This window comes from Pedobacter ginsengisoli, from assembly GCF_002736205.1.
Taxonomy (GTDB): domain Bacteria; phylum Bacteroidota; class Bacteroidia; order Sphingobacteriales; family Sphingobacteriaceae; genus Pedobacter; species Pedobacter ginsengisoli_A.
In genome coordinates this window covers 93385-114614 of record NZ_CP024091.1, presented here as the reverse complement: position 1 = coordinate 114614, position 21230 = coordinate 93385, and the positions used below count along the sequence as shown (strand labels likewise).

The window sequence follows — 21230 nt, the reverse complement described above, 5'->3', positions numbered from 1 at the left end:
CCGACCCTAGGGTCGGCTTTTTCTCTGTTTATTTTTCATACTTTAGCTATCACTATGCAAAAATCAATACTACTAAAAACCTTACTCGGTATTGCCGCAATAGGCTTCGCCACAAACCAACAAGTATCAGCCCAGCAAAAGCCAAATATTGTATTTGTACTAACAGACGATATGGGTTATGCAGATTTAAGCTGCTATGGAAATCCGGTAATAGAAACCCCCTTTTTAGATCAAATGGCTGCCAAAGGAGTTAAGGCTACCAATTTTGCACTGGCCTCACCAACATGTTCGCCATCTCGTGCGGCTTTCCTTACAGGCCGCTATCCTACCAGATATGATATTCCTGCACCTCTGGGGCCCGGTTCCAGCCAGGGCTTACCAGCCTCGGAACTTACCCTTGCCGAGATCTTAAAAACAGGTGGGTACAAAACAAATATGATTGGCAAATGGCATTTAGGAGACAACAAGGTTAACTTGCCAATGGAACAGGGATTTGACAATTATTACGGATTATTGTACAGTCATGATTATAAAAGCCCTTACGTTAAAACTGACACCACTATTAAGCTTTACCGTAATTATAAACCTGAAGTTTATAAACCTGCAGATAGTTCACTAACATCGCTATACAACAATGAAGCTGTAAAGTACATTAAAAAGCAAAAAAAGGGAGAGCCTTTCTTTTTGTATCTGGCCTATAACATGCCCCATTTACCTGTATACTTTGCTGCTCACAAAAAGAACAGCGATTTAACGCATGGCGGAGAACTGGGTTATGTAATAAATGAAATGGATAGAGGTTTAGACAAAATCTGGAAAACACTGGAACAACAAGGATTAGCTGATAACACTATTTTTATTTTTACCAGCGACAATGGCCCATGGACTAACTATCCCGAAAGAATGGCTTTAGATGGCAAAACAAAGCAAAACCATGCTGGGTATGCAGGTATATTCCGTGGCAGTAAAGCTACTACATACGAAGGAGGCACTAGGGTTCCATTTATTTTATATTGGAAAGGCCATACCCAGGCACAGGTTCAGAAACAGCTGTTTACCAGTGTTGATTTATTGCCTACATTGGCCGAATGGAGCGGTACCAAATTACCAGCCGACCTTAAAATTGACGGAGAATCAGTATCTCCATTATTCACTAGAAAGGACGCTGCCTTCAAACATCAGCCTGTATACTATGTGCATTATGGCGTTCCTGAAGTAGCTCGTGAGGGAGATTGGAAGCTTAGAAGAACTAAAGAAAGCGGAATTGAATTATTCAATCTGGCCGAAGATCCTTCTGAGCGTGTAAATTTAAATAATGACTATCCGGAAGTAACCAAAAAGCTATTAAAAATATTGGATAATTATCCCAATAAGTGAAACCACAGCAGGGCAGATAAATAGGCATTTTCAGGGCCTTGATAGGGTTGTAGCCCTCCCGAGGCCCTACGAAGGCCCTATCAACACCCCAGCAAGGCCCTGAAAACCGAAATCTGATTCTAAAGTGTATTTAACTTATCACTAAGCAACTTAGTTACTTCATTAAAATAGCGTTTGCGGCCATATCCCATTACCCAGCGAATACCTCCTACAGCATTGGTTATAAAAACTTCCTCTGCTTCTTTTAGCACTTCGGGATTTATTTGTGCTTGTACTACCGGAATTTCGTTGGTTTTAGCTATACTCATTACCACATTTCTCATAACACCTGCTATACATCCCTCTGATAGGGCTGGTGTATAAATCTGCTTATCGTAAACAACAAAAATATTAGAGCTGATACTTTCACATAAAAAGCCATTCTGATTTAATATAAAAGCTTCGTCCAGGTTATATTGCTTTTTATACAAACCCGCCATTACGTATACCAACGAGTTACAAGTCTTATAATTAGAAAGTTTATCAACAGATTTTGTAAGCTCATCAAACACGTCTATAATTAAGCCCTTTTTATTAAGTTCGTAAGTGTTTTCGGTTAATGGAGATGCTTCCAATACATATCCAGATTTATTACTGTTCGGAGTATACAGGCCATCGCCAGCTCTGTAAACAGATAATCTGAACCTTACATTATCCTTAAACTTGTTCTTTTTACAAAGCTCAGCTGTTTTTTGTTTCAGGAAATATTCGTCATATAGGGTTGCGCCTTCCAATTTAAGGGCTTTCATTCCGGCCTTTAACCTATCAGCATGAAGTTCTGGAAACTTAAGTTTACCATTGTTCATTCTCATAGATTCAAACAGGCCGTCGCCATACCTGAAACCACGATTATCTGCAGTTACAATAGGTTGGTTTTTTAATATAAATTCGTCGTTATGTAAAATGTACTCTTGCTGCATTTATTGAGGCTCTACAATATAGTTTCTCCATTTATTTAAAGCTGTATCGAAATCGGGTGGCAAAGGTGCTTCAAATTCCATATACTTTTTAGTAGTTGGATGAATAAAACCCAAAGTTTGTGCATGTAAAGCCTGACGCGGTAAAATATTGAAACTATTTTGAACAAACTGTTTGTATTTATTAAACGTAGTACCTTTCAATATTTTATCGCCACCATAGTTTGCATCATTAAATAATGGGTGCCCTATATGTTTCATATGTGCTCTTATTTGATGAGTTCTTCCCGTTTCAAGCTGACAGCTAATTAGTGTCACATATCCTAAACGTTCTAACACGGTATAATGTGTTACAGACCACTTACCTTTTTCTTCATCATCGTAAACATCCATCACTATTCTGTTTTTAAGGCTACGGCCAATATAACCTGTAACAGTGCCATCTTGGGCAATATCTCCCCAGGCAAGGGCAACATATTTACGGTTAATGGTATGATCAAAAAATTGCTTGGCCAGTTTGGTCATAGTAACCTCGTTTTTGCTAATAAGTAATAGGCCTGATGTATCTTTATCAATACGGTGTACTAAACCGGGCCTACCTTCATTGCCCGGCAACTGTGGCAATTGCTCAAAGTGGAAAGCAAGTGCATTTACAAGTGTACCGGTATAGTTGTTATATCCTGGATGAACTACCATTCCGGCAGGTTTGTTTACTACCAGAAGATCATTATCCTCATAAACAATATCTAATGGAATATCTTCAGGATAAACTTCTGTATCTCTTGGAGGGTGCGGAAATACAACAGATATCTCATCTGCCGGCTTAACCTTATAGCTTGGTTTTACGGGTTTTTGATTAACAAGAACATTACCGGCATCTATTGCATTTTGAATGCGGTTTCGGGAAGCGTTTTCTACCCTATGCATTAAAAATTTATCAATGCGCAATAAAGACTGTCCTTTATCAACAACAATGTTCAAATGCTCGTACAGATCCTGCTCTTCAAATTCCGACCCGTTATTGTTGTTTTCCATTAAAGTTGTGTTTTATTTCTATTAATTAATTGTGAAATTGAGCCACATTACCTACTTTTTTTAACATTTGAGTGTTGTAGCTATTTCGTTTTGCAAAACTAATCTTTAACAACAATATATTCAGAAAAGAAATTGGCCTATTATTTGAGAAGAGCATGATCTAAACTAAATAATCTCGCTTATGAAAAATTTTACTCAAAACGTTAAGATAATTCTTAATTTCTTCCCTTATTTGATTAAAAAAATCTATTTCAAACATTAACTAATACGGAGTTATAAAAGGGAATTTATATTTGTAAAATGTTTACAGATATTTACAGCCCTATACATCAGTTAAAACATTCGGCAAGAAACCATGTATTGGTAAAAAGGGATGATTTAATTGACCCTTACATCTCGGGGAATAAATGGCGTAAGCTTAAGTACATTTTAAATGATGTACAAAAAAAACAGAAAAATCATATTATTACTTTTGGCGGGGCTTTTTCTAATCACCTCGTTGCAACGGCATCGGCATGTGCCAGGGCTGGCTTAAAAAGTACAGCTTTTGTACGTGGCGAAGTAGTAAGCAATGAAATGCTATTACTTTGCAAACTGTTTGGTATGAATTTGATTTTTACCGATAGAGACAGTTACAGAAACAAAAAACTATTATTTAATACTCATTTTGGAACCGCATCTGACGCATATTTTGTTGATGAGGGTGGCGCCAGTGCCGAAGCGGTTAGAGGCTGTACCGAGATTATTGCCGAACTGCCACATGATATTGACCACTTGTTTTGTGCTGCCGGAACCGGAACAACCGCAGCGGGGTTATTAAAAGGAATTCATCAGCGCAAGCTAAAAACTCAACTTCATGTTGTGCCGGTATTAAAGGGTGGCGATTTTATTGCAGATGAGATTTATAAGCATACCGGGAACATTGAGCAACTGATTATACATACTGATTATCATTTTGGTGGATACGCTAAAACCCCTCCCACTTTGATTGAGTATATCAAAAAGTTTATTGCGGATGAAGGAATGCTTATTGACCCGGTATATACTTCAAAAATGTTCTTCGCTCTTGATGACCTGATCAGCAATAATTCTTTTAAAAAAGAAGACAAAATAGTTGCCTTACATACAGGCGGTTTACTGGGAATATGGGGTATGAAAGACAAGTTTATTTACTAACGTTTGTTAGACCAAAATAGATTTTATTTCAAAAACATACTTTAAACTGTTTAAACCCTGTTTTTTCGTTTACGGGTTCAAATAGTGCCTGCATTTGTTTATTTAGGGGTTTTTATTACATTTGATACATACCAAAACATAGAAATTATGTATCAACTAACTGTAGCTCCAGAGCAGGTAAATGAAACTTTAAGCAAACATATTTTAGCAGATGGCTTTGACCTTACATATGATATGGAAAAAAGTCAGGGAGCATATATTTATGATTCGAAATACAAGCGTTCGCTACTTGATTTTTTCACTTGCTTTGCATCTGTTCCTTTGGGTTACAATCATCCTAAAATGATAAAAGATGAAGGGTTTAAAAAAAACCTTCTGGATGCTGCACTGGCCAACCCTTCTAATTCGGATGTTTACACACAACAATATGCTCAGTTCGTTGATACGTTCTCTAAAATTGGAATCCCGGCTTATTTACCTCATGCATTTTTTATTGCGGGCGGCGGATTAGCAGTTGAGAACGCGCTTAAGGTAGCTATGGATTGGAAGGTTCAAAAGAATTTTGCCAAAGGGTATAAAGAAGAAAGAGGGTTTAAAGTACTTCATTTCGAGAAAGCTTTTCATGGCAGAACTGGTTATACTTTAAGTTTAACCAATACACTTCCTGATAAAACCAAATGGTTTGCCAAGTTCGATTGGCCAAGAGTGTCTGTTCCGGTAGTAAAATTCCCATTGGATGGAGATAATTTAAGAGTGGCTGTTGAAACAGAAGAAACATCTATTACTCAGATAAAACAGGCTTTTGCTGACAATAAAGATGACATATGTGCAATCATTGTAGAGCCAATTCAATCTGAAGGCGGAGATAATCATTTACGTGAGGAGTTTTTAATACAACTAAAAACATTGGCCGATGAAAATGATGCTTTTCTGATTTATGATGAGGTGCAGACTGGAGTTGGCCTTACAGGTAAATTCTGGTGCCATCAGCATTATAGTGAAAAGGCCCGTCCGGATATTATCGCTTTTGGTAAAAAGATGCAGGTTTGTGGTATTTTGGTCGGAAACAAGGTAGATCAGGTAGAGAGCAATGTATTTAAAGTGCCTTCGAGAATTAATTCGACATGGGGAGGCAATTTAGTTGACATGGTTCGCTCATCGCAAATCCTTCAAATTGTTGCCGAAGACAACCTATGTGAAAATGCTGCAATAGTTGGTCAATATTTAAAAGAAGGCTTGCAAACACTAGCTGGAAAGTACGATAAAATGGCCAACGTTAGAGGCAAAGGTTTGTTATGTGCTTTCGACTTTCCAAATAAGAGCATGCGCGATGAGTTTATAAAAAAAGGAATGCTGCATAATGTAATGTTTTTGGGTTGCGGAAATCAGACCATCAGGTTCAGGCCTGCTTTGTGCATGGAGAAGAAACATATTGATGAAGGTTTAGCAATTATGGAAACTATTTTACCGGCTTTATAATGCAGAGAAAATATTTGAACATCCTGCTGGGTATTACTATTTTGGTTTTAGTTGGATGGATGTTAAAGGGTACGTTTACCCAACCCGGAATAGATGGACTGAAAGGCGGATTCAAGGAAATTGCACATTACAGGAACGACAACAATACAGGCCCTATACAGTATGTGTTTGCTGTTACTGTAAAGGACACGGTTTGGGATGAAATGATCACCTACGGAAACTTTAAACCTCATCATAAAGGAGGAAATACTAAAGTATATTACTTTTTGGAGGGTACACCTGTGCCAGACAAATTATATGCAGGTAAAGTAAATTTTGATCCCAGTTTTAATAAACACTGTATTGCCCTTTATGAAAAAACGGCAATGGGCAATACTAGTATCGAAAAGGCTCCTTTTAAGTAATCACACGAAAGCTGAAAAGCCAGTTATAGCACGCCCCACAATAAGGGTATTGATTTCTTTAGTTCCTTCGTAGGAGTAGATGGCTTCCGCATCGGCCACAAAACGGGCTACATCGTACTCTAATAAAATGCCGTTTCCACCCATAACTTCGCGGGCCCGGCTTACTACATCTCGTGTGCGCATTGAGCAAAAAACTTTAGCTAACGAAGCGTGTTCATCGGTAAGCAGGTTCTGATCCTGCAACTGAGATAACCTGAAGCAAAGTGTTTGCATTGCCGTTAGGTTAGAGAGCATTTCTACAAGGTGGTTTTGGATGAGCTGGTAAGAGGCGATAGGTTTACCAAATTGTTTTCTGGTTCTGGTATATTGAAGAGCACTTTCGTATGCACCCCTGGCGCAACCTACTGCCTGCCATGCTACCCCTGCTCTTGTCATTTTTAACACCTTTGCCGTATCCTTAAATGAATTGGCATTTTGCAGTCGGTCTTCTTCGTCAACTTCGCAATTGGTAAGCGTTATGAGCCCGTTTTGTACAATACGCAAAGCCATCTTGTCCTGCATTTTCTCAACCGCGAATCCTTTAGTTCCCTTTCTAACCAGAAAGCCTTTTACTTCATTATCGTCCACATCTCTGGCCCATATTATGGTAACATCAGAAAAGGTAGAATTACCAATCCATTTCTTTTGTCCGTTTAATATCCACTTACTTCCTTGTCGCTTAGCGGTGGTAGTTAGTCCTCCTGCAACTCCAGAGCCTACCTCAGGCTCAGTTAGTCCGAAGGCGCCAATTATTTTCATCTGCTGCATATCTGGAAGCCATTGCTGCTTTTGTGCTTCAGATCCTAAAAGATATATGGACCCCATAGCCAATCCACTCTGTACTCCAAAAAAGGTAGACATAGAAGTATCTATTCTGGCCATTTCCATTGCCAGCATCCCTTCCATCAGGTTAGATTTGTTAGGGCATCCATAACCCTGATAGGTTAACCCACAAATGTTTAGTTCTGCTATTTTAGGAATAAGCTCAAAAGGAAATTCGGCCTTAAGCCAATATTTATTTACTACTGGTTTTACTTCCCGTTCCAGAAATTCGCGTACACTTAATTGCAATGCCCTGTCTTCATCTTTTAAAGCCTCATCGCCCAAATGGTAAAAGTCACCTTCAATTGGCGGGAGTTCTCGTTTTTTATGAGGGGCTCCCATCATTTTCATGAGTCCCTGCAGCTGGGTTTCATCAAGATTAGATACTGAATTTACAATTTTTGGAAGGTCAACTTTTTTAGAAAGTTCTTCGAGTTTTTTAAAATCTACGCTTTTAAAAAGGGTGTATGCGTTCTTTAGGGAAGAAAATATATTGGCCATATTAAACTGTTTATGTATAAAACAGAATTTATCTCCTTTTGTTGGAGTATGGCCAATTTTATGTGTTGGTTAGATGAGATCGAAAAGGCTATTTACCCCTAAAAGTTTGCGGCAGGTAAAACCTTCGGCATAGGTTGTTCCTATAGATTTACCAAACTCCCGTGATCTGCCAATTACACTTTCAAAAAAATCAGGAGAGGAAATATAGGTGGCAGGCCCATCCAATTCCGGATTAAAGAATTGGGTTTTAAACGCTTTTATTGATGCCAGTTTAGTTTCTATATAAGGTGTAATATCAATAATAATATCTGGCTTAATATACCGATCCTGAATGTATTGAAGCTGTAATCTTGGTCGCCATTCTTGTTGCGGCACTCCATTAAGTTCAGTAATTATTTTGGGTAACCCAGATAGGAAACTAGCATCGTGTGCAAGGTCTCCGGCCCTGCCATGATCAGGATGTCTGTCGTGCAATGCATTTGTTAAAATGATTTCAGGTTGATATTTACGGATCATTTTAACAATTTCCAGCTGATGCTCTTCATCATTTTTAAAAAATCCATCTCTGAACCTCAGGTTTTCACGTGCGTGGACACCTAGTATTTTGGCTGAATCTTCTGCTTCCAGATCACGTGTTTCTGCCGTTCCACGGGTACCGAGCTCTCCTCTGGTAAAATCAATTATCCCTACCTTTTTACCAAGGGCAATGTGTTTGGCAATAGTTCCTGAACATCCAAGTTCTGCATCATCTGGATGAACGGCAAGTACCAATAGATCTAACTTCATGATATGTATATTTTATGAAAGATTGCCTTACAGCAATTTTTGTATTTTCTTTTTTACTTTGGATGAAAGTGGTGTAGTAAACGGGAAAAAATAATCTACCACTTCCCCATCCTTATTGATTAAATACTTATGAAAATTCCAGCGCGGGGTAGATTTTTGCGTTAGGAATTTGAAAAGTGGGTGAGCGTGAGCCCCACGTACCATTATCTTATCGAACACCGGGAATTTAACACCATAGTTAACTTCGCAAAATGTATCAATTTCTTTTCCATTAAGGGGCTCTTGTCTGCCAAAGTCATTTGAAGGGAAACCCAGTACCTCGAAACCCTGAGCACTATATTCTTCTCGTAAATCTTGCAGTTCTTTTAATTGAGGTGCAAAACCGCAAGCAGAGGCTATATTTACAACCAAAAGTACTTTATCTTTATAATCGGATAGATTTTTTTCGGATCCATTAATAAGTTTTGCTTTAAATTGATGTATGCTCTTGGAATTTTCAGCCATGATTTTATTGATAAAATCCTGAAGAAATAATGATAGATTCAATATCTCTCTCTTCTTGAGGGTTATATGTACTTTTCAAATTATGCCCTACTACTCTTGCAACAGATTGATAAAGAAATGCGGTAAAGCCTCCTTTAGTTTCTTTAACAATATCGTAGGTTGTTCTGCCCAGTTCGCGATCAATAAGTTTGGTAAGTATTTGACCCTGGGTTATGGTAAGTTCTTTTATTTCTCGGTTAAACATGTCTTTTATTTCTTTATCACATTGTTTAACCAGTTTTTTCTGTTCTTTTTTTTCTGTTGTTAGCGCCAGGTCTTTTTCCAGCTGTTCATACCTTTGTTTTGCGTACAGGGCATAAGGCATAACTTTCATTACATTATACCTTAATCTGCTATATGCAGCACGCTCAGCCGGGGATTTGAAGATCCGTACGCCATAAATAACAACCTCTTGCAGGGGTATCCATGGTATCATTTCGCCGTTTTCATTAGTCCCGGCAACACGGATGGTATCATTTTTTCCAAGTACAGGCATTTTCACAGTAACGCCATTAACCTGCGCCCTAACCTGGGCACCGCTAATAATGACAATTAACAGAATAAATAACCTATAAAATTTCATAAATTTATACCCCTATAAAGGTAAAGCTAATTTATATTTTAGTTTTCATTTTCAACTCTAATATAATCTTTTAACGATAAAGAGCCATATTTTTTACGTAAATAATACAATACTAACCAAATAAAGACAAACTTAATTTTGGAAGAATTATTGCTCATATTAGTTACATCTTTATAAAAATCTTATATTGATAGAGGGAGTACAAAAACTTGGATGCTGTGGTTAGCGGGATTCATAACAATAAAAAAAATAAACACAAATGAAAAACGCTTTAGTGATTGATTTAGAAGCAGAGAAGCAAGAAATCTTAAAAAGATACAGAGCTCTTTTACGCGCCTGTAAGCCGACACTTCAGAGGGGGGATAAAAAGGAAATCAGAAAGGCATTTGACATGGCTCTGGAAAGCCACAAAAACATGCGCAGAAAATCTGGTGAACCATACATTTACCACCCTATTGCTGTGGCCCAAATTGCTGCTGAAGAAATTGGACTTGGAACCACCTCTATTGTATGCGCATTATTACATGATGTAGTAGAGGATACCGACATTACGCTTGAAGATATAGAACGTGAGTTTGGAAAGAAAACAGCAAAAATTATTGATGGTTTAACCAAAATCTCGGGCGTATTTGACTACAACAGCTCTTTACAGGCAGAGAATTTTAGAAAGATGTTGCTTACCCTGGCAGATGATGTGAGGGTAATTTTAATTAAACTAGCCGACAGACTGCATAATATGCGGACTATGGATTTTATGCCAAGACAGAAACAGTTAAAAATTGCTTCTGAAACCATTTATCTGTATGCTCCTCTTGCACACAGGCTGGGTTTATATGCAATTAAATCTGAGCTGGAAGATCTTTCAATGAAATATCTTGAACCTGATACTTATAAATACATTGCAACCCAGTTAAATGAGAAAAAAGCAGAACGGACCTTATTTATCAAAAGATTTGTTGAGCCTATAAACGAAATACTGGCGGAACAAGGTTTAACAGCCGATATTTATGGCAGACCGAAATCTATCCATTCTATATGGAATAAGATGAAAAGCAAGAATATTCCTTTTGAAGAGGTTTATGATCTTTTTGCCATCAGGATTATATTAGACAGTGCCCCTGATCATGAAAAAGCAGATTGCTGGAAGGCATATTCTATTGTAACAGATCTTTACCGCCCTAACCCAGACCGATTGCGCGATTGGGTTTCATCGCCAAAAGGAAATGGATACGAATCATTACACACTACGGTCATGGGTCCTAAAGGACAGTGGGTAGAGGTACAGATACGTACACAGCGAATGAATGAAATTGCTGAGAAAGGTTTTGCTGCACATTGGAAGTATAAAGAATCAACTAACGATAATGGTTTGGATCAGTGGATCATGAAGGTTAGGGAAATGCTAAATAATCCGGAAGCTAATGCACTTGATTTTCTGGACGACTTTAAGATGAATTTATTCTCTGACGAGATTTTCATTTTTACTCCAAAGGGGGCTTTACTACAATTGCCTTTGGGTGCCACTGCGCTTGACTTTGCCTTTGAGATACATACTGATGTAGGTGCTAAGTGTATTGGCGCTAAGGTAAATCATAAGCTTGTACCGCTTTCGTACAAACTTCAGAATGGGGACCAGGTTGAGATTATTACTTCTGGCAAGCAAATACCTAAGGAAGATTGGTTAAACATTGTTGTAACAGCAAAGGCTAAATCTAAAATCAAATCTTCTTTAAAAGAAGAAAAAAGAAAGATTGCAGATTTAGGTAAAGAAACTTTAGAGCGTAAGCTTAAATCTTTAAAAATTACTTACAATACAGATAATTTAAATAAGCTTACTTATTTCTTTAAACTTCCGTCAACGCAAGAGCTTTTTATAGCCGTTGCCAATGGAAAAATTGAGGTAAAAGACTTAAAAGATTACCTGGCAAGTGAAAAAGAGATTGAAAACAGAGGGGCCGAAAGAAATGACTATCAGAAGATTGAAACGCTACTTAACAAGGTAAAAGGGCCAGAATCTGATACATTACTAATTGGAGAAGACCTCCAAAAAATTGATTATACCTTAGCTGCATGCTGTAACCCAATACCTGGCGATGATGTTTTTGGGTTTGTTACTGTAAATGAAGGAATTAAAATTCATCGTACAAATTGCCCTAACGCGGCACAGTTAATGGCCAATTATGGTTATAGGGTTGTGAAGGCAAAATGGAATAAACAACAAGAGCTTACATTTTTAACTGGCCTGCACATTATTGGAATTGATGATGTGGGATTGATTAATAATATTACAAAAGTTATCTCTAACGATTTTAAGGTAAATATGCGTTCTATTACTGTAGATACAGATAATGGTATTTTTGATGGGTCAATAATGATCTTTGTAAATGATAAGGAGCACTTAGACAACCTGATCGAAAATCTGCTTCGGGTGAAAGGTGTAACGGGAGTTACGCGCTTTGATGCCTAAAATTGCTAAAAAATCGTAGAGTTTTATATAAAAATTGGTACCTTTGAAAGGAGTTTAAAAACTATGTCTACAAACCACAACAGCGAGTTGGTAAGAAAGATTTTCGAAGCCTATCTCGAAAATAAAAGTCTGAGAAAAACACCGGAGCGTTTTGCCATCTTAGAAGAAATCTATTCAAGAGATGATCATTTCGATGTAGAGACCCTCTATATCCATATGAAAAACCAAAAATACCGTGTTAGCAGAGCTACAGTATACAATACTTTAGAATTATTGGTTTCATGTGATTTGGTTACCAAACATCAGTTTGGCAAAAACATGGCTCAGTTTGAAAAATCATACGGTTATCATCAGCATGATCATATCATCTGCATTGATTGCGGTAAAGTTGTAGAATTCTGCGACCCTCGTATTCATCAGATTCAAAGTATGGTTGGCGAACTTTTAAAGTTCGAGATTAAACACCACTCTTTAAATCTTTACGGCGTTTGTTTTGATTGCTCTGCCAAGGCATCAATGGAAAATCAGAATGCCGCTATTAAACATGCAAGTTAAAATTCAATTATTATATTTCCATTTTTAAATTTAAATAATGACGCAAGTAGACGTGCTTCTTGGCCTGCAATGGGGCGACGAAGGCAAGGGTAAAATTGTTGATGTATTAAGTCCACAATATGATTTGATAGCTCGTTTCCAAGGCGGTCCGAACGCCGGACATACTTTAGAGTTTGATGGTAAAAAATTCGTTTTGAATACTATACCATCAGGTATCTTTAACGAAAAAACAATGAATCTAATTGGAAATGGTGTGGTTATAGATCCAATCATTTTAAAAAGAGAATTAGATAACCTACAAAAAGCGGGTCATGATCCGGTAGCAAAAGGTAAACTTGTTATAGCACGTAAGGCACATTTAATTTTACCTACTCATCAATTGCTGGATGCTGCAAATGAGCAAAAAATGGGTAAAGATAAAATCGGTTCAACCTTAAAAGGAATCGGCCCTACTTATATGGACAAAACTGGTCGTAATGGACTAAGAGTTGGAGACACTACACTTCCCGACTTTAAAGAACGCTACAACAGATTAGTTGAGAAACATAAAGAGATACTTTCTCATTATGATTTTGAATATGACCTTACTGAAAAAGAAGCTGCCTTTTTTGAAGCGATTGATTTCATTAAAAACATCCCTCATGTTGACAGTGAGCATTTTGTTAACGGATATTTAAAAGAAGGAAAAACAGTTCTTGCTGAAGGTGCACAAGGAACTTTATTAGATGTTGATTTTGGATCTTATCCTTTTGTAACTTCTTCTAACACTACTACTGCTGGTGCTTGTACCGGCTTAGGTATTGCCCCTAATAAAGTTGGAAGTGTTTATGGTATTTTTAAAGCTTATTGTACAAGAGTTGGTGGCGGTCCATTCCCTACTGAACTTGATGATGAAGTTGGAGAAACCTTGCGTAAGGTAGGTCATGAATTTGGTGCAACAACTGGTCGTGCGCGCAGATGTGGATGGATAGATCTTCCGGCACTTAAATATGCAATTATGCTTAATGGTGTTACTGAATTAATTATGATGAAAGCTGACGTATTAGACGGCTTTGATACTATTTATGCCTGCACACATTATGAGCACAATGGTGAAACTATTGATTACATGCCATACGATATTATAACGGTAAAACCTACACCGGTTTTAAAAGCTATAGATGGCTGGAAAACTGATGTTACTAAGGTAAGTAAGGTTGAAGAGATACCTGCTAAACTTAGCGAATACATCGCTTTCTTAGAAAAAGAACTGGAAGTTCCGATTAAATATCTTTCTGTTGGACCTGACAGGGTACAAACACTTGTTTTGAATTAATTTCTCTGAAATAAAATTGAAAAAGGCGGCTATTTGTCGCCTTTTTTCGTTTATGCTATTCTGATATTCTATACATTTGCGCAAACAAAATGAAAGTACAGGATTTAGATTCGTTTAAAGAAAAAGCACTGCAATGGGCCAGCCTATTTGATGTTTGCTGTTGCTATGATTCGAATAACTATCCCGACTCCTATGGAGAATTCGACTTTCTGCTGGCAGTTGGGGTTAGCGAGTCAATTAATCTTAAATACGGCGCTGCTTTTGATACCCTAAAAGAGTTTTATGATGCCAGAAGATGCTGGATGTTTGGGCTGCTTAGTTACGAGCTCAAAAATGAGGTTGAACAACTAAGTTCAAAGAACTCTGACAACCTTAATTTTCCTGATTTATTTTTCTTTGTTCCCCAATATCTGATTACAGTGATTAAAGGTGAGGTAAAAATTGTCCTTGGTGATGAATCAGCGCTAAATCAAATTGAGGGGTTTAATAGTAATGAACCAGAAATCCACTCAGATATTGCAATCCAAAGTAAACTATCCAAAGAGCTTTACATCAAAACTGTTAAAGAGCTTCAAGGACACATTATTAGAGGCGACATCTATGAGATTAATTTTTGCCAGGAGTTTTTTGCTGAACATGCACACATAAATCCCTTAAATATTTATACAAAGTTAAAAAAGGTATCACCTACTCCGTTCTCTGGTTTTTTTAAAATAAATGATCAATATATACTATCTGCAAGTCCAGAAAGGTTTTTATGTAAACGGGGGAATAAACTGATCTCACAGCCAATTAAAGGTACTGCAAGAAGAAGTAGCAATATAAAAGAAGATGAACTTATAAAGCTAAATCTGCAAAATGATGCTAAAGAACAGGCAGAAAATGTAATGATTGTTGATCTGGTTAGAAACGATCTGACCAAAAGTGCCGTGAAGGGCAGTGTTATGGTTGAAGAACTTTTTGGCATTTATGGCTTTGCCCAGGTTTATCAAATGATATCAACAGTTACCTGTCAGCTAGATCCGGAAGTACATTTTATTGATGCAATAAAAAATGCTTTCCCTATGGGTTCCATGACCGGAGCACCGAAAATAAAGGCAATGGAATTGATAGAGGAGTATGAATTTAGTTGTCGTGGCGCTTACTCTGGAACGTTTGGATACATAACTCCTGATGGAGACTTTGATTTTAATGTGATCATCAGAAGTATCCTTTATCAATCGTTATCAAAGTACCTTTCTTTTCAGGTTGGAGGTGCCATTACATATGCATCTAACGCCGCTGCCGAATATGAAGAGTGTATGCTTAAAGCATCTGCAATAATACAAACTCTTGAAAACTAAAAAGCCTGAATCGTAGTGAAACAGGCTTTTTGGTTTATTTTATTGGTTTCCCCGTTGTAGATTTATAATATTTCTGTGCTTCGGGTATGCTTCTCTGTATTTGTGCTATCCTTGTAGCGTCACTAGGGTGGGTGCTTAAAAATTCTGGTGGTTTCTGGCTACCTTGAGAGGCTGTGGCCATTCTTTGCCAGAAGGTAGTTGCACTTTGAGGATTATACCCCGCCATTGCCATAAAAATAAGACCTAGTCTATCAGCTTCCAGCTCCTGATTACGGGAATAGTTAAGCATTACCAAAGGTGTGCCTACTCCGTAAAGTGTGTTAAATACAGATTGTGTTTTTGAATTTTTTGATAAAGCCACATTTCCTGCTACGCCTATACCTTGCGAAACCATTTGCTGCGACATACGCTCAGCTGAATGCCCTGCAATGGCATGGGCAATTTCATGTCCCATTACGGTTGCTAAACCAGCATCATCCTGGGTAACTGGTAATAATCCGGTATAAACTACAATCTTCCCCCCTGGCATACACCAGGCGTTCATTTCTTTATTTTCTACAACATTTACTTCCCATTTATAATCCTTAATTAAATCTGCATAACCATTGTTATTCATATAACTTTTCACAGATAAAATAAGACTATTACCCACACGTTTAACACGTTGTGCCTGGGCATTTGTTGAGGGCAATACCGCTGTTTTGTTTTCGGTAAGGAATTCTGAGTATGCCTGAAAAGCCATAGGTAATACCTGATCATCGCTCACCAGATTTAATCTGCTTCTTCCAGTTAAAGGAACAGTAGAGCATGAGGAAAACGCCAGCCCTATTGCCGTTACTCCTATTATTAATATCTTTTTCATTAGGTTAAGGTTAGTTAATTTGTCGTTTTTTAAACAGATAAACTTTTGATTCTTTGCCTTTGAGCAGGCGTTCAAGGTTTTTTTGGTGTGTTACTAAAATAAGTATGCAAACACACATACCATATAAAACCTCGGACTTTACTGACGAATGAATTATGAACACTATACTTAATGGGAAGGTAAATCCTGCACAAATAGAACTTAGAGAAACATATTTAGTTGCCAGTAATACTACTACAAATACAAGAACACAAAACATTGCTGCAGTAAAGTTAACTGCCAAAATCATTCCAAAAAGAGTTGCCACTCCCTTCCCACCTCTAAATCCGGCAAAAATAGGGAACAAATGACCCATTACGGCAGTAACACCGAGTGCGAGCTCGTAATTAATAAACTGGGAAGAATTTTGAGGGCCAGTAACTGAAAGACCTATAAAGTATGCAAGCTTTGTTGCTGTATAACCTTTAGCAATATCTATTGTCATTACAGCTATACCTGCTTTTTTGCCTAATACCCTGAAGGTATTGGTTGCGCCGGCATTACCACTTCCATATTCTCTGACATCTACACCATAAAACGCCTGGCCAAGCCAAACCGCTGTTGGTATAGAACCAAACAGGTATGCCAAAACAACTGCTGCAATAGAATAGATGGAAATCATAACCTAAAAGGCTTTTAAACTCATGTCTAAACTCTTCACAGAATGGGTTAATGCCCCCATGGAAATAAAATCTACTCCACAAGCAGCGTATTCTGCAACATTTTCTTCGGTAATACCTCCGGAGGCCTCCGTAATGTACTTACCATTAATTGTTTTAACGGCCTCTTTAAGATCAGCAAAGGTAAAATTATCAAGCATAATCCTGTTTACTTTACCATTTTTTAGAACTTCGTCCAGCTCAGACAAGTTCCTTACTTCAATCTCTATATCAAGTGCCTTGTTGTTATCTTTTAGGTACTGATTGGCAGAATTAATGGCATTAGCAATACCACCTGCATAGTCAACATGATTGTCTTTAATTAAAATCATATCATACAAGCCAATTCGATGGTTTACACCGCCTCCAATCCTTACTGCCCATTTCTCCAGATATCTCAATCCCGGAGTAGTCTTTCTTGTATCTAATAGTTTTGTTTTATAGTTGCCTATAAGCTTAACTACATGATCTGTTTTTGTTGCAATACCGCTCATGCGCTGCATACAATTTAAAACTAAACGCTCGGCCAGTAAAATTGAATGTGTACTACCTGATACCGTTAAAACAATATCACCATATTTGACAGCGGCACCGTCTTTAATAAATGTTTCTACAATTAATCTAGGGTCAATATGGTTAAAGATTGCCAATGCCAATTCTACTCCGGCAACTATTCCATCTTCCTTAATTAGCAGTTTTGCTTTCCCCTGGGCATTTGCAGGAATGGTTGACAAGGAGGTATGATCTCCGTCGCCCAAATCTTCCGCAACTGCATTTTTTATAAATTGATCTATGATTAGCTTATCCAAAACTTAAATTTAAACCCAAAAATAGCATTTTACAACTATTTCTCAGTCTCAATTCTTAATTCAGTAATAAAAAAAGCATTGCCTGCCTTTTTCATTGTAATGGAAACTCTGAAAGTTCCATTTTTTGTGACAAGAGAAAGTGCTCCATACCTGTAATTTGGGTTAGTATTTAACCGATGGATTACCGATGATTTTACAGGAATATATTTAGTGAAAAAACTTCTTAATATTTGTTCAGCTTGTGCTTTTGAATATACATCTTCTTCATCGATTATAATTAAATCGACAGAAGGAGAAAAATGAGAAGCTATTTCTTTTGAATTTCCAGCTTTAAAATTTGTTGATAAACCATCAATAATATCGCCTTGAAGAGCCGCAAAAGAGGAAAAGTGAACAAAAAAAATCAGTAATGAAAGTAAGGGCTTCATAATCTCTAAATAGCTAATGCCTATTATTGCACATAAACTATGCCATAAAAGCCATTTAAAACATAAACCACTAGCCATATGATGTTATAAAATTATTGACATGTTCTTGTAAAAAGAGACAAATATTGATATGAATTGCAATTAGGTTCAAAAAAAAGACACAATAGACTTATCTTTGTTAATAAACGAAAAGTAGACAATAATGAATAATAAAAAACTAGTATTACTTATCCTTGATGGTTGGGGTTATGGAAAAAAAGACAAATCTGATGCTGCTTATGCTGCCAACACTCCTTTCTTTGATTCCCTGCTAAAAAATTATCCTAACTCAAAGCTTGAAGCTTCGGGAGAAGCTGTTGGTTTGCCGGCAGGACAAATGGGCAACTCCGAAGTTGGCCATATGAACCTTGGTGCCGGACGAGTGGTATATCAGGAGCTCGGACGAATCAACAAAGCAATAAGCGATAGAACCTTGCATCAGAATGAGGTTTTACTAGATGCTTTTAATTATGCTAAAAAGAATAACAAACAAGTTCACTTTATTGGACTAGTTTCGGATGGAGGTGTTCATGCCCATATTAACCACTTAAAGGCATTATGTGATGCAGCGGACGAACAAGGTTTGAAAGATGTATTTGTACATGCTTTTTTAGATGGAAGAGATACAGATCCTAACTCGGGATTAAACTTTATAAAAGACCTTAATCAGCACTTAGAAACCTCTTCAGCTAAAATAGCCAGTTTAATTGGTCGCTATTATGCAATGGATAGAGATACCAGATGGGAAAGAGTTAAATTAGCGTATGATCTACTTACAAAAGGAGTAGGCGAACCTACAAACAACCCTATTGCCGCAATTGAGCAATCGTACAGCAACGGTATAACTGATGAATTCATTAAGCCGGTTGTAATTACAAAAGCAGATGGTTTGCCTGTTGCAACAATACAACCAGATGATGTTGTAATCTGTTTCAATTACAGGACAGACAGAGGAAGGGAAATAACTTCGGTATTAAGCCAAACTGATTACCCTGATTTTGGAATGCATAAACTACCATTGTACTATGTAACAATGACAACTTATGATGAAAGTTTTGAGAATGTTAAAGTTGTATTTACAAAAGATGATCTTTCTCAAACTCTTGGAGAAGTCCTGGAAAAAAATCACAAAAACCAAATCAGAATTGCGGAAACTGAAAAATATCCTCACGTAACATTCTTCTTCTCGGGAGGAAGGGAACAAGAATTTGAAAATGAAAAAAGAATACTTGTGCCTTCTCCAAAAGTAGCAACTTATGACCTGCAACCCGAAATGAGTGCCGCAGGAATTACGGAAGCTATTTGTAAGGAATTAGAAACAGGCTGGCCTGATTTTGTTTGCTTAAACTTTGCAAACCCAGATATGGTTGGTCATACAGGAGTATTTGATGCCGTTGTTAAAGCTGTTGAAACTGCTGATCATTGCACTGAGATAGTAGTAAATAAAGGAATTGAAAATGGCTACTCTTTTATTATACTGGCAGATCATGGCAATTCTGAATATATGATAAATGGTGATGGTTCTGTTAACACCGCTCATACCACCAATCTTGTTCCTTGTATTTTAATTGATAAAGATTTCAAAACTGTTGCTGATGGTAAACTAGGAGATATTGCTCCTACCGTTTTACAAATATTAGGTATTCAAAAGCCAGAAATCATGACTGGTAACAGTTTAGTATAAATGAGAAAACCAATCTTGTTATTTTTAAGTTTTTTACTTTTTATCGGCTGTAATAATTCGGCTGATAAAAAGCAAAAAACTGACTTAAACTATTTTGACATAAAAGGCTATTTTGAGAAAGAAGTTGCACAACTAACCTTAAAAAATCCTTTAATAACCAAAACAGTTAGTGTAAATGGGGCTACAGAAAGTAAACGCATAAAAATTACTGACTGGAAAAAAGAACTTACTCTTTTTTCGGATGCTGATATTAACAGAGCTTCATGGAAAGGTTTATTTGAACTTAAAAAATCAAATGATCAGGAACTTTACTCATCCAATAATGAAAAAGTGCCTGTTAAAGAGCTGATGGTAATTTATAAAAACAATAAGGTACTGGGCATTAAAATTCTGATAAAGAATGTAAACTCATTGTATACTTCTATTGATACCTTAAGCTATTACACCGACAGCCTGTATCAGGTAAAAAAAATGCAAAACATTAAATTACTGTCTGAAAAATCCTATACAATTACCGGATCTTTCAAATAATAAAGAAGGCCAATGTAAAATAATACATTGGCCTTCTTTATTTGTGCTAATAGAGCTATTATTTTAAGCTGGTTACCTGTGCCTTTACATAATCTATTAACGATATAATGTCTTTACGTTGCGGTTGCACCAGTAATATCTTTTGAAAATCGGAAACCGAGCTATTGAATAAAGCAACACATGCTTTTTTCTCTACTGACTTTTTAATTTTATAGGACTTATAAATTCCATAATCTTTGTAGGCCAATCCTCTGTTTTGTAACAATTGAGGATCCTCCTCCCCATTTATCTCTATAGCTTTCGAAAAATCTTTAATTGCAGCAAGGTAAAAGCTCTCTCTCATCTGATTTAATGATTCTTTTGGGTCATTGGCTACATTTAACCTGGCTTTTCCTCTGTAATAGTATGCAGAATAATCTGAAGGTTTTAAAGTAAGGAAACGGCTATATGTGTTTATTGCATTTTCATAATCGCCACACTGATAGTAAGAATAGCCCAGCATTTTTAAAACGTTAGAATTATTAGGATCTTTAGTATCAGCTTTCTCTAATTGAGCCACAGCACCTTTATAATCGCCTTTTAACCATGCCTGCATTCCCAACTTATCGTAATTATTGTTTTGGGCAATACTGCTGTTGGCCGAAATAACAAGTAATACCAGAATCGTTTGCTTTAAATAGTTCATTAATTTTTATTAAAAAATAAATATATTTAGTTTTATTCAATACCCTCACAAATTTTAAAACTTTTTTTCCAGGTACCCCTTGAATATTTATATCAGGCAACTATCATACCATT

Annotated in this window: 21 protein-coding genes; 10 read left to right on the top strand and 11 right to left on the bottom strand. The window is 36.9% G+C overall.

Annotated elements, in window-relative coordinates:
- The first annotated feature begins 54 nt into the window (after window positions 1-54).
- Complete coding sequence (locus CPT03_RS00480) at window positions 55-1377, top strand: sulfatase-like hydrolase/transferase (protein ID WP_099437001.1); 1323 nt, start codon at window positions 55-57, stop codon at window positions 1375-1377.
- A 119-nt stretch (window positions 1378-1496) separates the two neighbouring features.
- Here CPT03_RS00480 and CPT03_RS00475 read toward each other — a convergent pair whose 3' ends face one another.
- Window positions 1497-2336, bottom strand: coding sequence for an aminotransferase class IV (locus CPT03_RS00475; protein ID WP_099437000.1), 840 nt, complete (start codon window positions 2334-2336; stop codon window positions 1497-1499).
- Complete coding sequence (locus tag CPT03_RS00470; protein ID WP_099436999.1) at window positions 2337-3368, bottom strand: RluA family pseudouridine synthase; 1032 nt, start codon at window positions 3366-3368, stop codon at window positions 2337-2339.
- 300 nt (window positions 3369-3668) lie between these two features.
- Here CPT03_RS00470 and CPT03_RS00465 point away from each other — a divergent pair, with 300 nt between their 5' ends.
- From CPT03_RS00465 to CPT03_RS00455, 3 genes are all read left to right on the top strand, one after another.
- Window positions 3669-4544: a 1-aminocyclopropane-1-carboxylate deaminase/D-cysteine desulfhydrase gene (locus tag CPT03_RS00465; RefSeq protein WP_099436998.1), complete on the top strand. Its 876-nt coding sequence runs from the start codon at window positions 3669-3671 to the stop codon at window positions 4542-4544.
- A gap of 147 nt (window positions 4545-4691) precedes the next feature.
- Window positions 4692-6023, top strand: coding sequence for an L-lysine 6-transaminase (gene lat / locus CPT03_RS00460; protein WP_099440954.1), 1332 nt, complete (start codon window positions 4692-4694; stop codon window positions 6021-6023).
- On the top strand, window positions 6023-6427 hold the full coding sequence (locus tag CPT03_RS00455) for a hypothetical protein (protein ID WP_099436997.1): 405 nt from the start codon (window positions 6023-6025) through the stop codon (window positions 6425-6427). The genes lat and CPT03_RS00455 overlap by 1 nt, the downstream gene beginning before the upstream one ends.
- Here CPT03_RS00455 and CPT03_RS00450 read toward each other — a convergent pair whose 3' ends face one another.
- The 4 genes from CPT03_RS00450 to CPT03_RS00435 all read right to left on the bottom strand — a co-directional run bounded on the left by CPT03_RS00450 (window position 6428) and on the right by CPT03_RS00435 (window position 9701).
- Window positions 6428-7789: an acyl-CoA dehydrogenase family protein gene (locus tag CPT03_RS00450; protein ID WP_099436996.1), complete on the bottom strand. Its 1362-nt coding sequence runs from the start codon at window positions 7787-7789 to the stop codon at window positions 6428-6430.
- Window positions 7790-7858: 69 nt separating this feature from the next.
- Window positions 7859-8575 carry a bacillithiol biosynthesis deacetylase BshB1 gene (gene bshB1, locus CPT03_RS00445; protein WP_099436995.1) on the bottom strand — a complete coding sequence of 239 codons (717 nt, stop codon included), beginning with the start codon at window positions 8573-8575 and terminating at the stop codon, window positions 7859-7861.
- Window positions 8576-8602: 27 nt separating this feature from the next.
- Window positions 8603-9079: a glutathione peroxidase gene (locus tag CPT03_RS00440; protein ID WP_099440953.1), complete on the bottom strand. Its 477-nt coding sequence runs from the start codon at window positions 9077-9079 to the stop codon at window positions 8603-8605.
- 4 nt (window positions 9080-9083) lie between these two features.
- Complete coding sequence (locus CPT03_RS00435) at window positions 9084-9701, bottom strand: DUF4294 domain-containing protein (RefSeq protein WP_099436994.1); 618 nt, start codon at window positions 9699-9701, stop codon at window positions 9084-9086.
- Window positions 9702-9960: 259 nt separating this feature from the next.
- On the opposite strand from CPT03_RS00435, the gene CPT03_RS00430 reads away from it, so the two are divergent.
- From CPT03_RS00430 to CPT03_RS00415, 4 genes are all read left to right on the top strand, one after another.
- Entirely contained in the window at window positions 9961-12168 is a 2208-nt protein-coding gene (locus tag CPT03_RS00430; RefSeq protein WP_099436993.1) for a RelA/SpoT family protein, read from the top strand.
- 63 nt (window positions 12169-12231) lie between these two features.
- Complete coding sequence (locus tag CPT03_RS00425) at window positions 12232-12723, top strand: Fur family transcriptional regulator (RefSeq protein ID WP_048907113.1); 492 nt, start codon at window positions 12232-12234, stop codon at window positions 12721-12723.
- A 37-nt stretch (window positions 12724-12760) separates the two neighbouring features.
- Entirely contained in the window at window positions 12761-14038 is a 1278-nt protein-coding gene (locus CPT03_RS00420) for an adenylosuccinate synthase (RefSeq protein WP_099436992.1), read from the top strand.
- Window positions 14039-14127: 89 nt separating this feature from the next.
- Window positions 14128-15381 (top strand): anthranilate synthase component I family protein, encoded by a 1254-nt coding sequence (locus tag CPT03_RS00415; protein ID WP_099436991.1) that lies wholly within the window; start codon window positions 14128-14130, stop codon window positions 15379-15381.
- Between the two features lie 34 nt (window positions 15382-15415).
- Here CPT03_RS00415 and CPT03_RS00410 read toward each other — a convergent pair whose 3' ends face one another.
- Genes CPT03_RS00410 through CPT03_RS00395 form a run of 4 tightly spaced genes read right to left on the bottom strand, consistent with a single transcriptional unit; the run spans window position 15416 to window position 18256 of the window.
- A complete protein-coding gene (locus CPT03_RS00410; RefSeq protein ID WP_099436990.1) occupies window positions 15416-16243 on the bottom strand; it encodes a M48 family metallopeptidase in 828 nt (275 codons plus the stop codon).
- A 10-nt stretch (window positions 16244-16253) separates the two neighbouring features.
- A complete protein-coding gene (gene plsY / locus CPT03_RS00405) occupies window positions 16254-16904 on the bottom strand; it encodes a glycerol-3-phosphate 1-O-acyltransferase PlsY (protein ID WP_099436989.1) in 651 nt (216 codons plus the stop codon).
- A gap of 3 nt (window positions 16905-16907) precedes the next feature.
- A complete protein-coding gene (gene nadC / locus CPT03_RS00400; protein ID WP_099436988.1) occupies window positions 16908-17750 on the bottom strand; it encodes a carboxylating nicotinate-nucleotide diphosphorylase in 843 nt (280 codons plus the stop codon).
- Between the two features lie 35 nt (window positions 17751-17785).
- Complete coding sequence (locus tag CPT03_RS00395; protein WP_245869928.1) at window positions 17786-18256, bottom strand: DUF4783 domain-containing protein; 471 nt, start codon at window positions 18254-18256, stop codon at window positions 17786-17788.
- A gap of 124 nt (window positions 18257-18380) precedes the next feature.
- On the opposite strand from CPT03_RS00395, the gene gpmI reads away from it, so the two are divergent.
- Together gpmI and CPT03_RS00385 are read left to right on the top strand one after the other, a co-directional pair.
- A complete protein-coding gene (gene gpmI, locus CPT03_RS00390) occupies window positions 18381-19901 on the top strand; it encodes a 2,3-bisphosphoglycerate-independent phosphoglycerate mutase (protein WP_099436987.1) in 1521 nt (506 codons plus the stop codon).
- Complete coding sequence (locus CPT03_RS00385; RefSeq protein ID WP_099436986.1) at window positions 19902-20432, top strand: hypothetical protein; 531 nt, start codon at window positions 19902-19904, stop codon at window positions 20430-20432. It abuts the gene before it with no gap.
- Window positions 20433-20490: 58 nt separating this feature from the next.
- On the opposite strand, the gene CPT03_RS00380 is transcribed toward CPT03_RS00385, so the two are convergent.
- Complete coding sequence (locus CPT03_RS00380) at window positions 20491-21117, bottom strand: tetratricopeptide repeat protein (protein ID WP_099436985.1); 627 nt, start codon at window positions 21115-21117, stop codon at window positions 20491-20493.
- Window positions 21118-21230 lie beyond the last annotated feature (113 nt).

Bases quoted from the DNA above. Each gene is read 5' to 3' on its own strand.
- CPT03_RS00450 (WP_099436996.1), bottom strand. From the start codon at position 7,789: ATGGCCAATATATTTTCTTCCCTAAAGAACGCATACACCCTTTTTAAA.
- CPT03_RS00420 (WP_099436992.1), top strand. From the start codon at position 12,761: ATGACGCAAGTAGACGTGCTTCTTGGCCTGCAATGGGGCGACGAAGGC.
- plsY (WP_099436989.1), bottom strand. From the start codon at position 16,904: ATGATTTCCATCTATTCTATTGCAGCAGTTGTTTTGGCATACCTGTTT.
- CPT03_RS00475 (WP_099437000.1), bottom strand. From the start codon at position 2,336: ATGCAGCAAGAGTACATTTTACATAACGACGAATTTATATTAAAAAAC.
- bshB1 (WP_099436995.1), bottom strand. From the start codon at position 8,575: ATGAAGTTAGATCTATTGGTACTTGCCGTTCATCCAGATGATGCAGAA.
- gpmI (WP_099436987.1), top strand. From the start codon at position 18,381: ATGAATAATAAAAAACTAGTATTACTTATCCTTGATGGTTGGGGTTAT.
- CPT03_RS00455 (WP_099436997.1), top strand. From the start codon at position 6,023: ATGCAGAGAAAATATTTGAACATCCTGCTGGGTATTACTATTTTGGTT.
- CPT03_RS00415 (WP_099436991.1), top strand. From the start codon at position 14,128: ATGAAAGTACAGGATTTAGATTCGTTTAAAGAAAAAGCACTGCAATGG.
- CPT03_RS00465 (WP_099436998.1), top strand. From the start codon at position 3,669: ATGTTTACAGATATTTACAGCCCTATACATCAGTTAAAACATTCGGCA.
- CPT03_RS00440 (WP_099440953.1), bottom strand. From the start codon at position 9,079: ATGGCTGAAAATTCCAAGAGCATACATCAATTTAAAGCAAAACTTATT.
- CPT03_RS00470 (WP_099436999.1), bottom strand. From the start codon at position 3,368: ATGGAAAACAACAATAACGGGTCGGAATTTGAAGAGCAGGATCTGTAC.
- CPT03_RS00410 (WP_099436990.1), bottom strand. From the start codon at position 16,243: ATGAAAAAGATATTAATAATAGGAGTAACGGCAATAGGGCTGGCGTTT.
- CPT03_RS00385 (WP_099436986.1), top strand. From the start codon at position 19,902: ATGAGAAAACCAATCTTGTTATTTTTAAGTTTTTTACTTTTTATCGGC.
- CPT03_RS00395 (WP_245869928.1), bottom strand. From the start codon at position 18,256: ATGGCTAGTGGTTTATGTTTTAAATGGCTTTTATGGCATAGTTTATGT.
- CPT03_RS00425 (WP_048907113.1), top strand. From the start codon at position 12,232: ATGTCTACAAACCACAACAGCGAGTTGGTAAGAAAGATTTTCGAAGCC.
- CPT03_RS00435 (WP_099436994.1), bottom strand. From the start codon at position 9,701: ATGAAATTTTATAGGTTATTTATTCTGTTAATTGTCATTATTAGCGGT.
- CPT03_RS00480 (WP_099437001.1), top strand. From the start codon at position 55: ATGCAAAAATCAATACTACTAAAAACCTTACTCGGTATTGCCGCAATA.
- lat (WP_099440954.1), top strand. From the start codon at position 4,692: ATGTATCAACTAACTGTAGCTCCAGAGCAGGTAAATGAAACTTTAAGC.
- CPT03_RS00380 (WP_099436985.1), bottom strand. From the start codon at position 21,117: ATGAACTATTTAAAGCAAACGATTCTGGTATTACTTGTTATTTCGGCC.
- CPT03_RS00430 (WP_099436993.1), top strand. From the start codon at position 9,961: ATGAAAAACGCTTTAGTGATTGATTTAGAAGCAGAGAAGCAAGAAATC.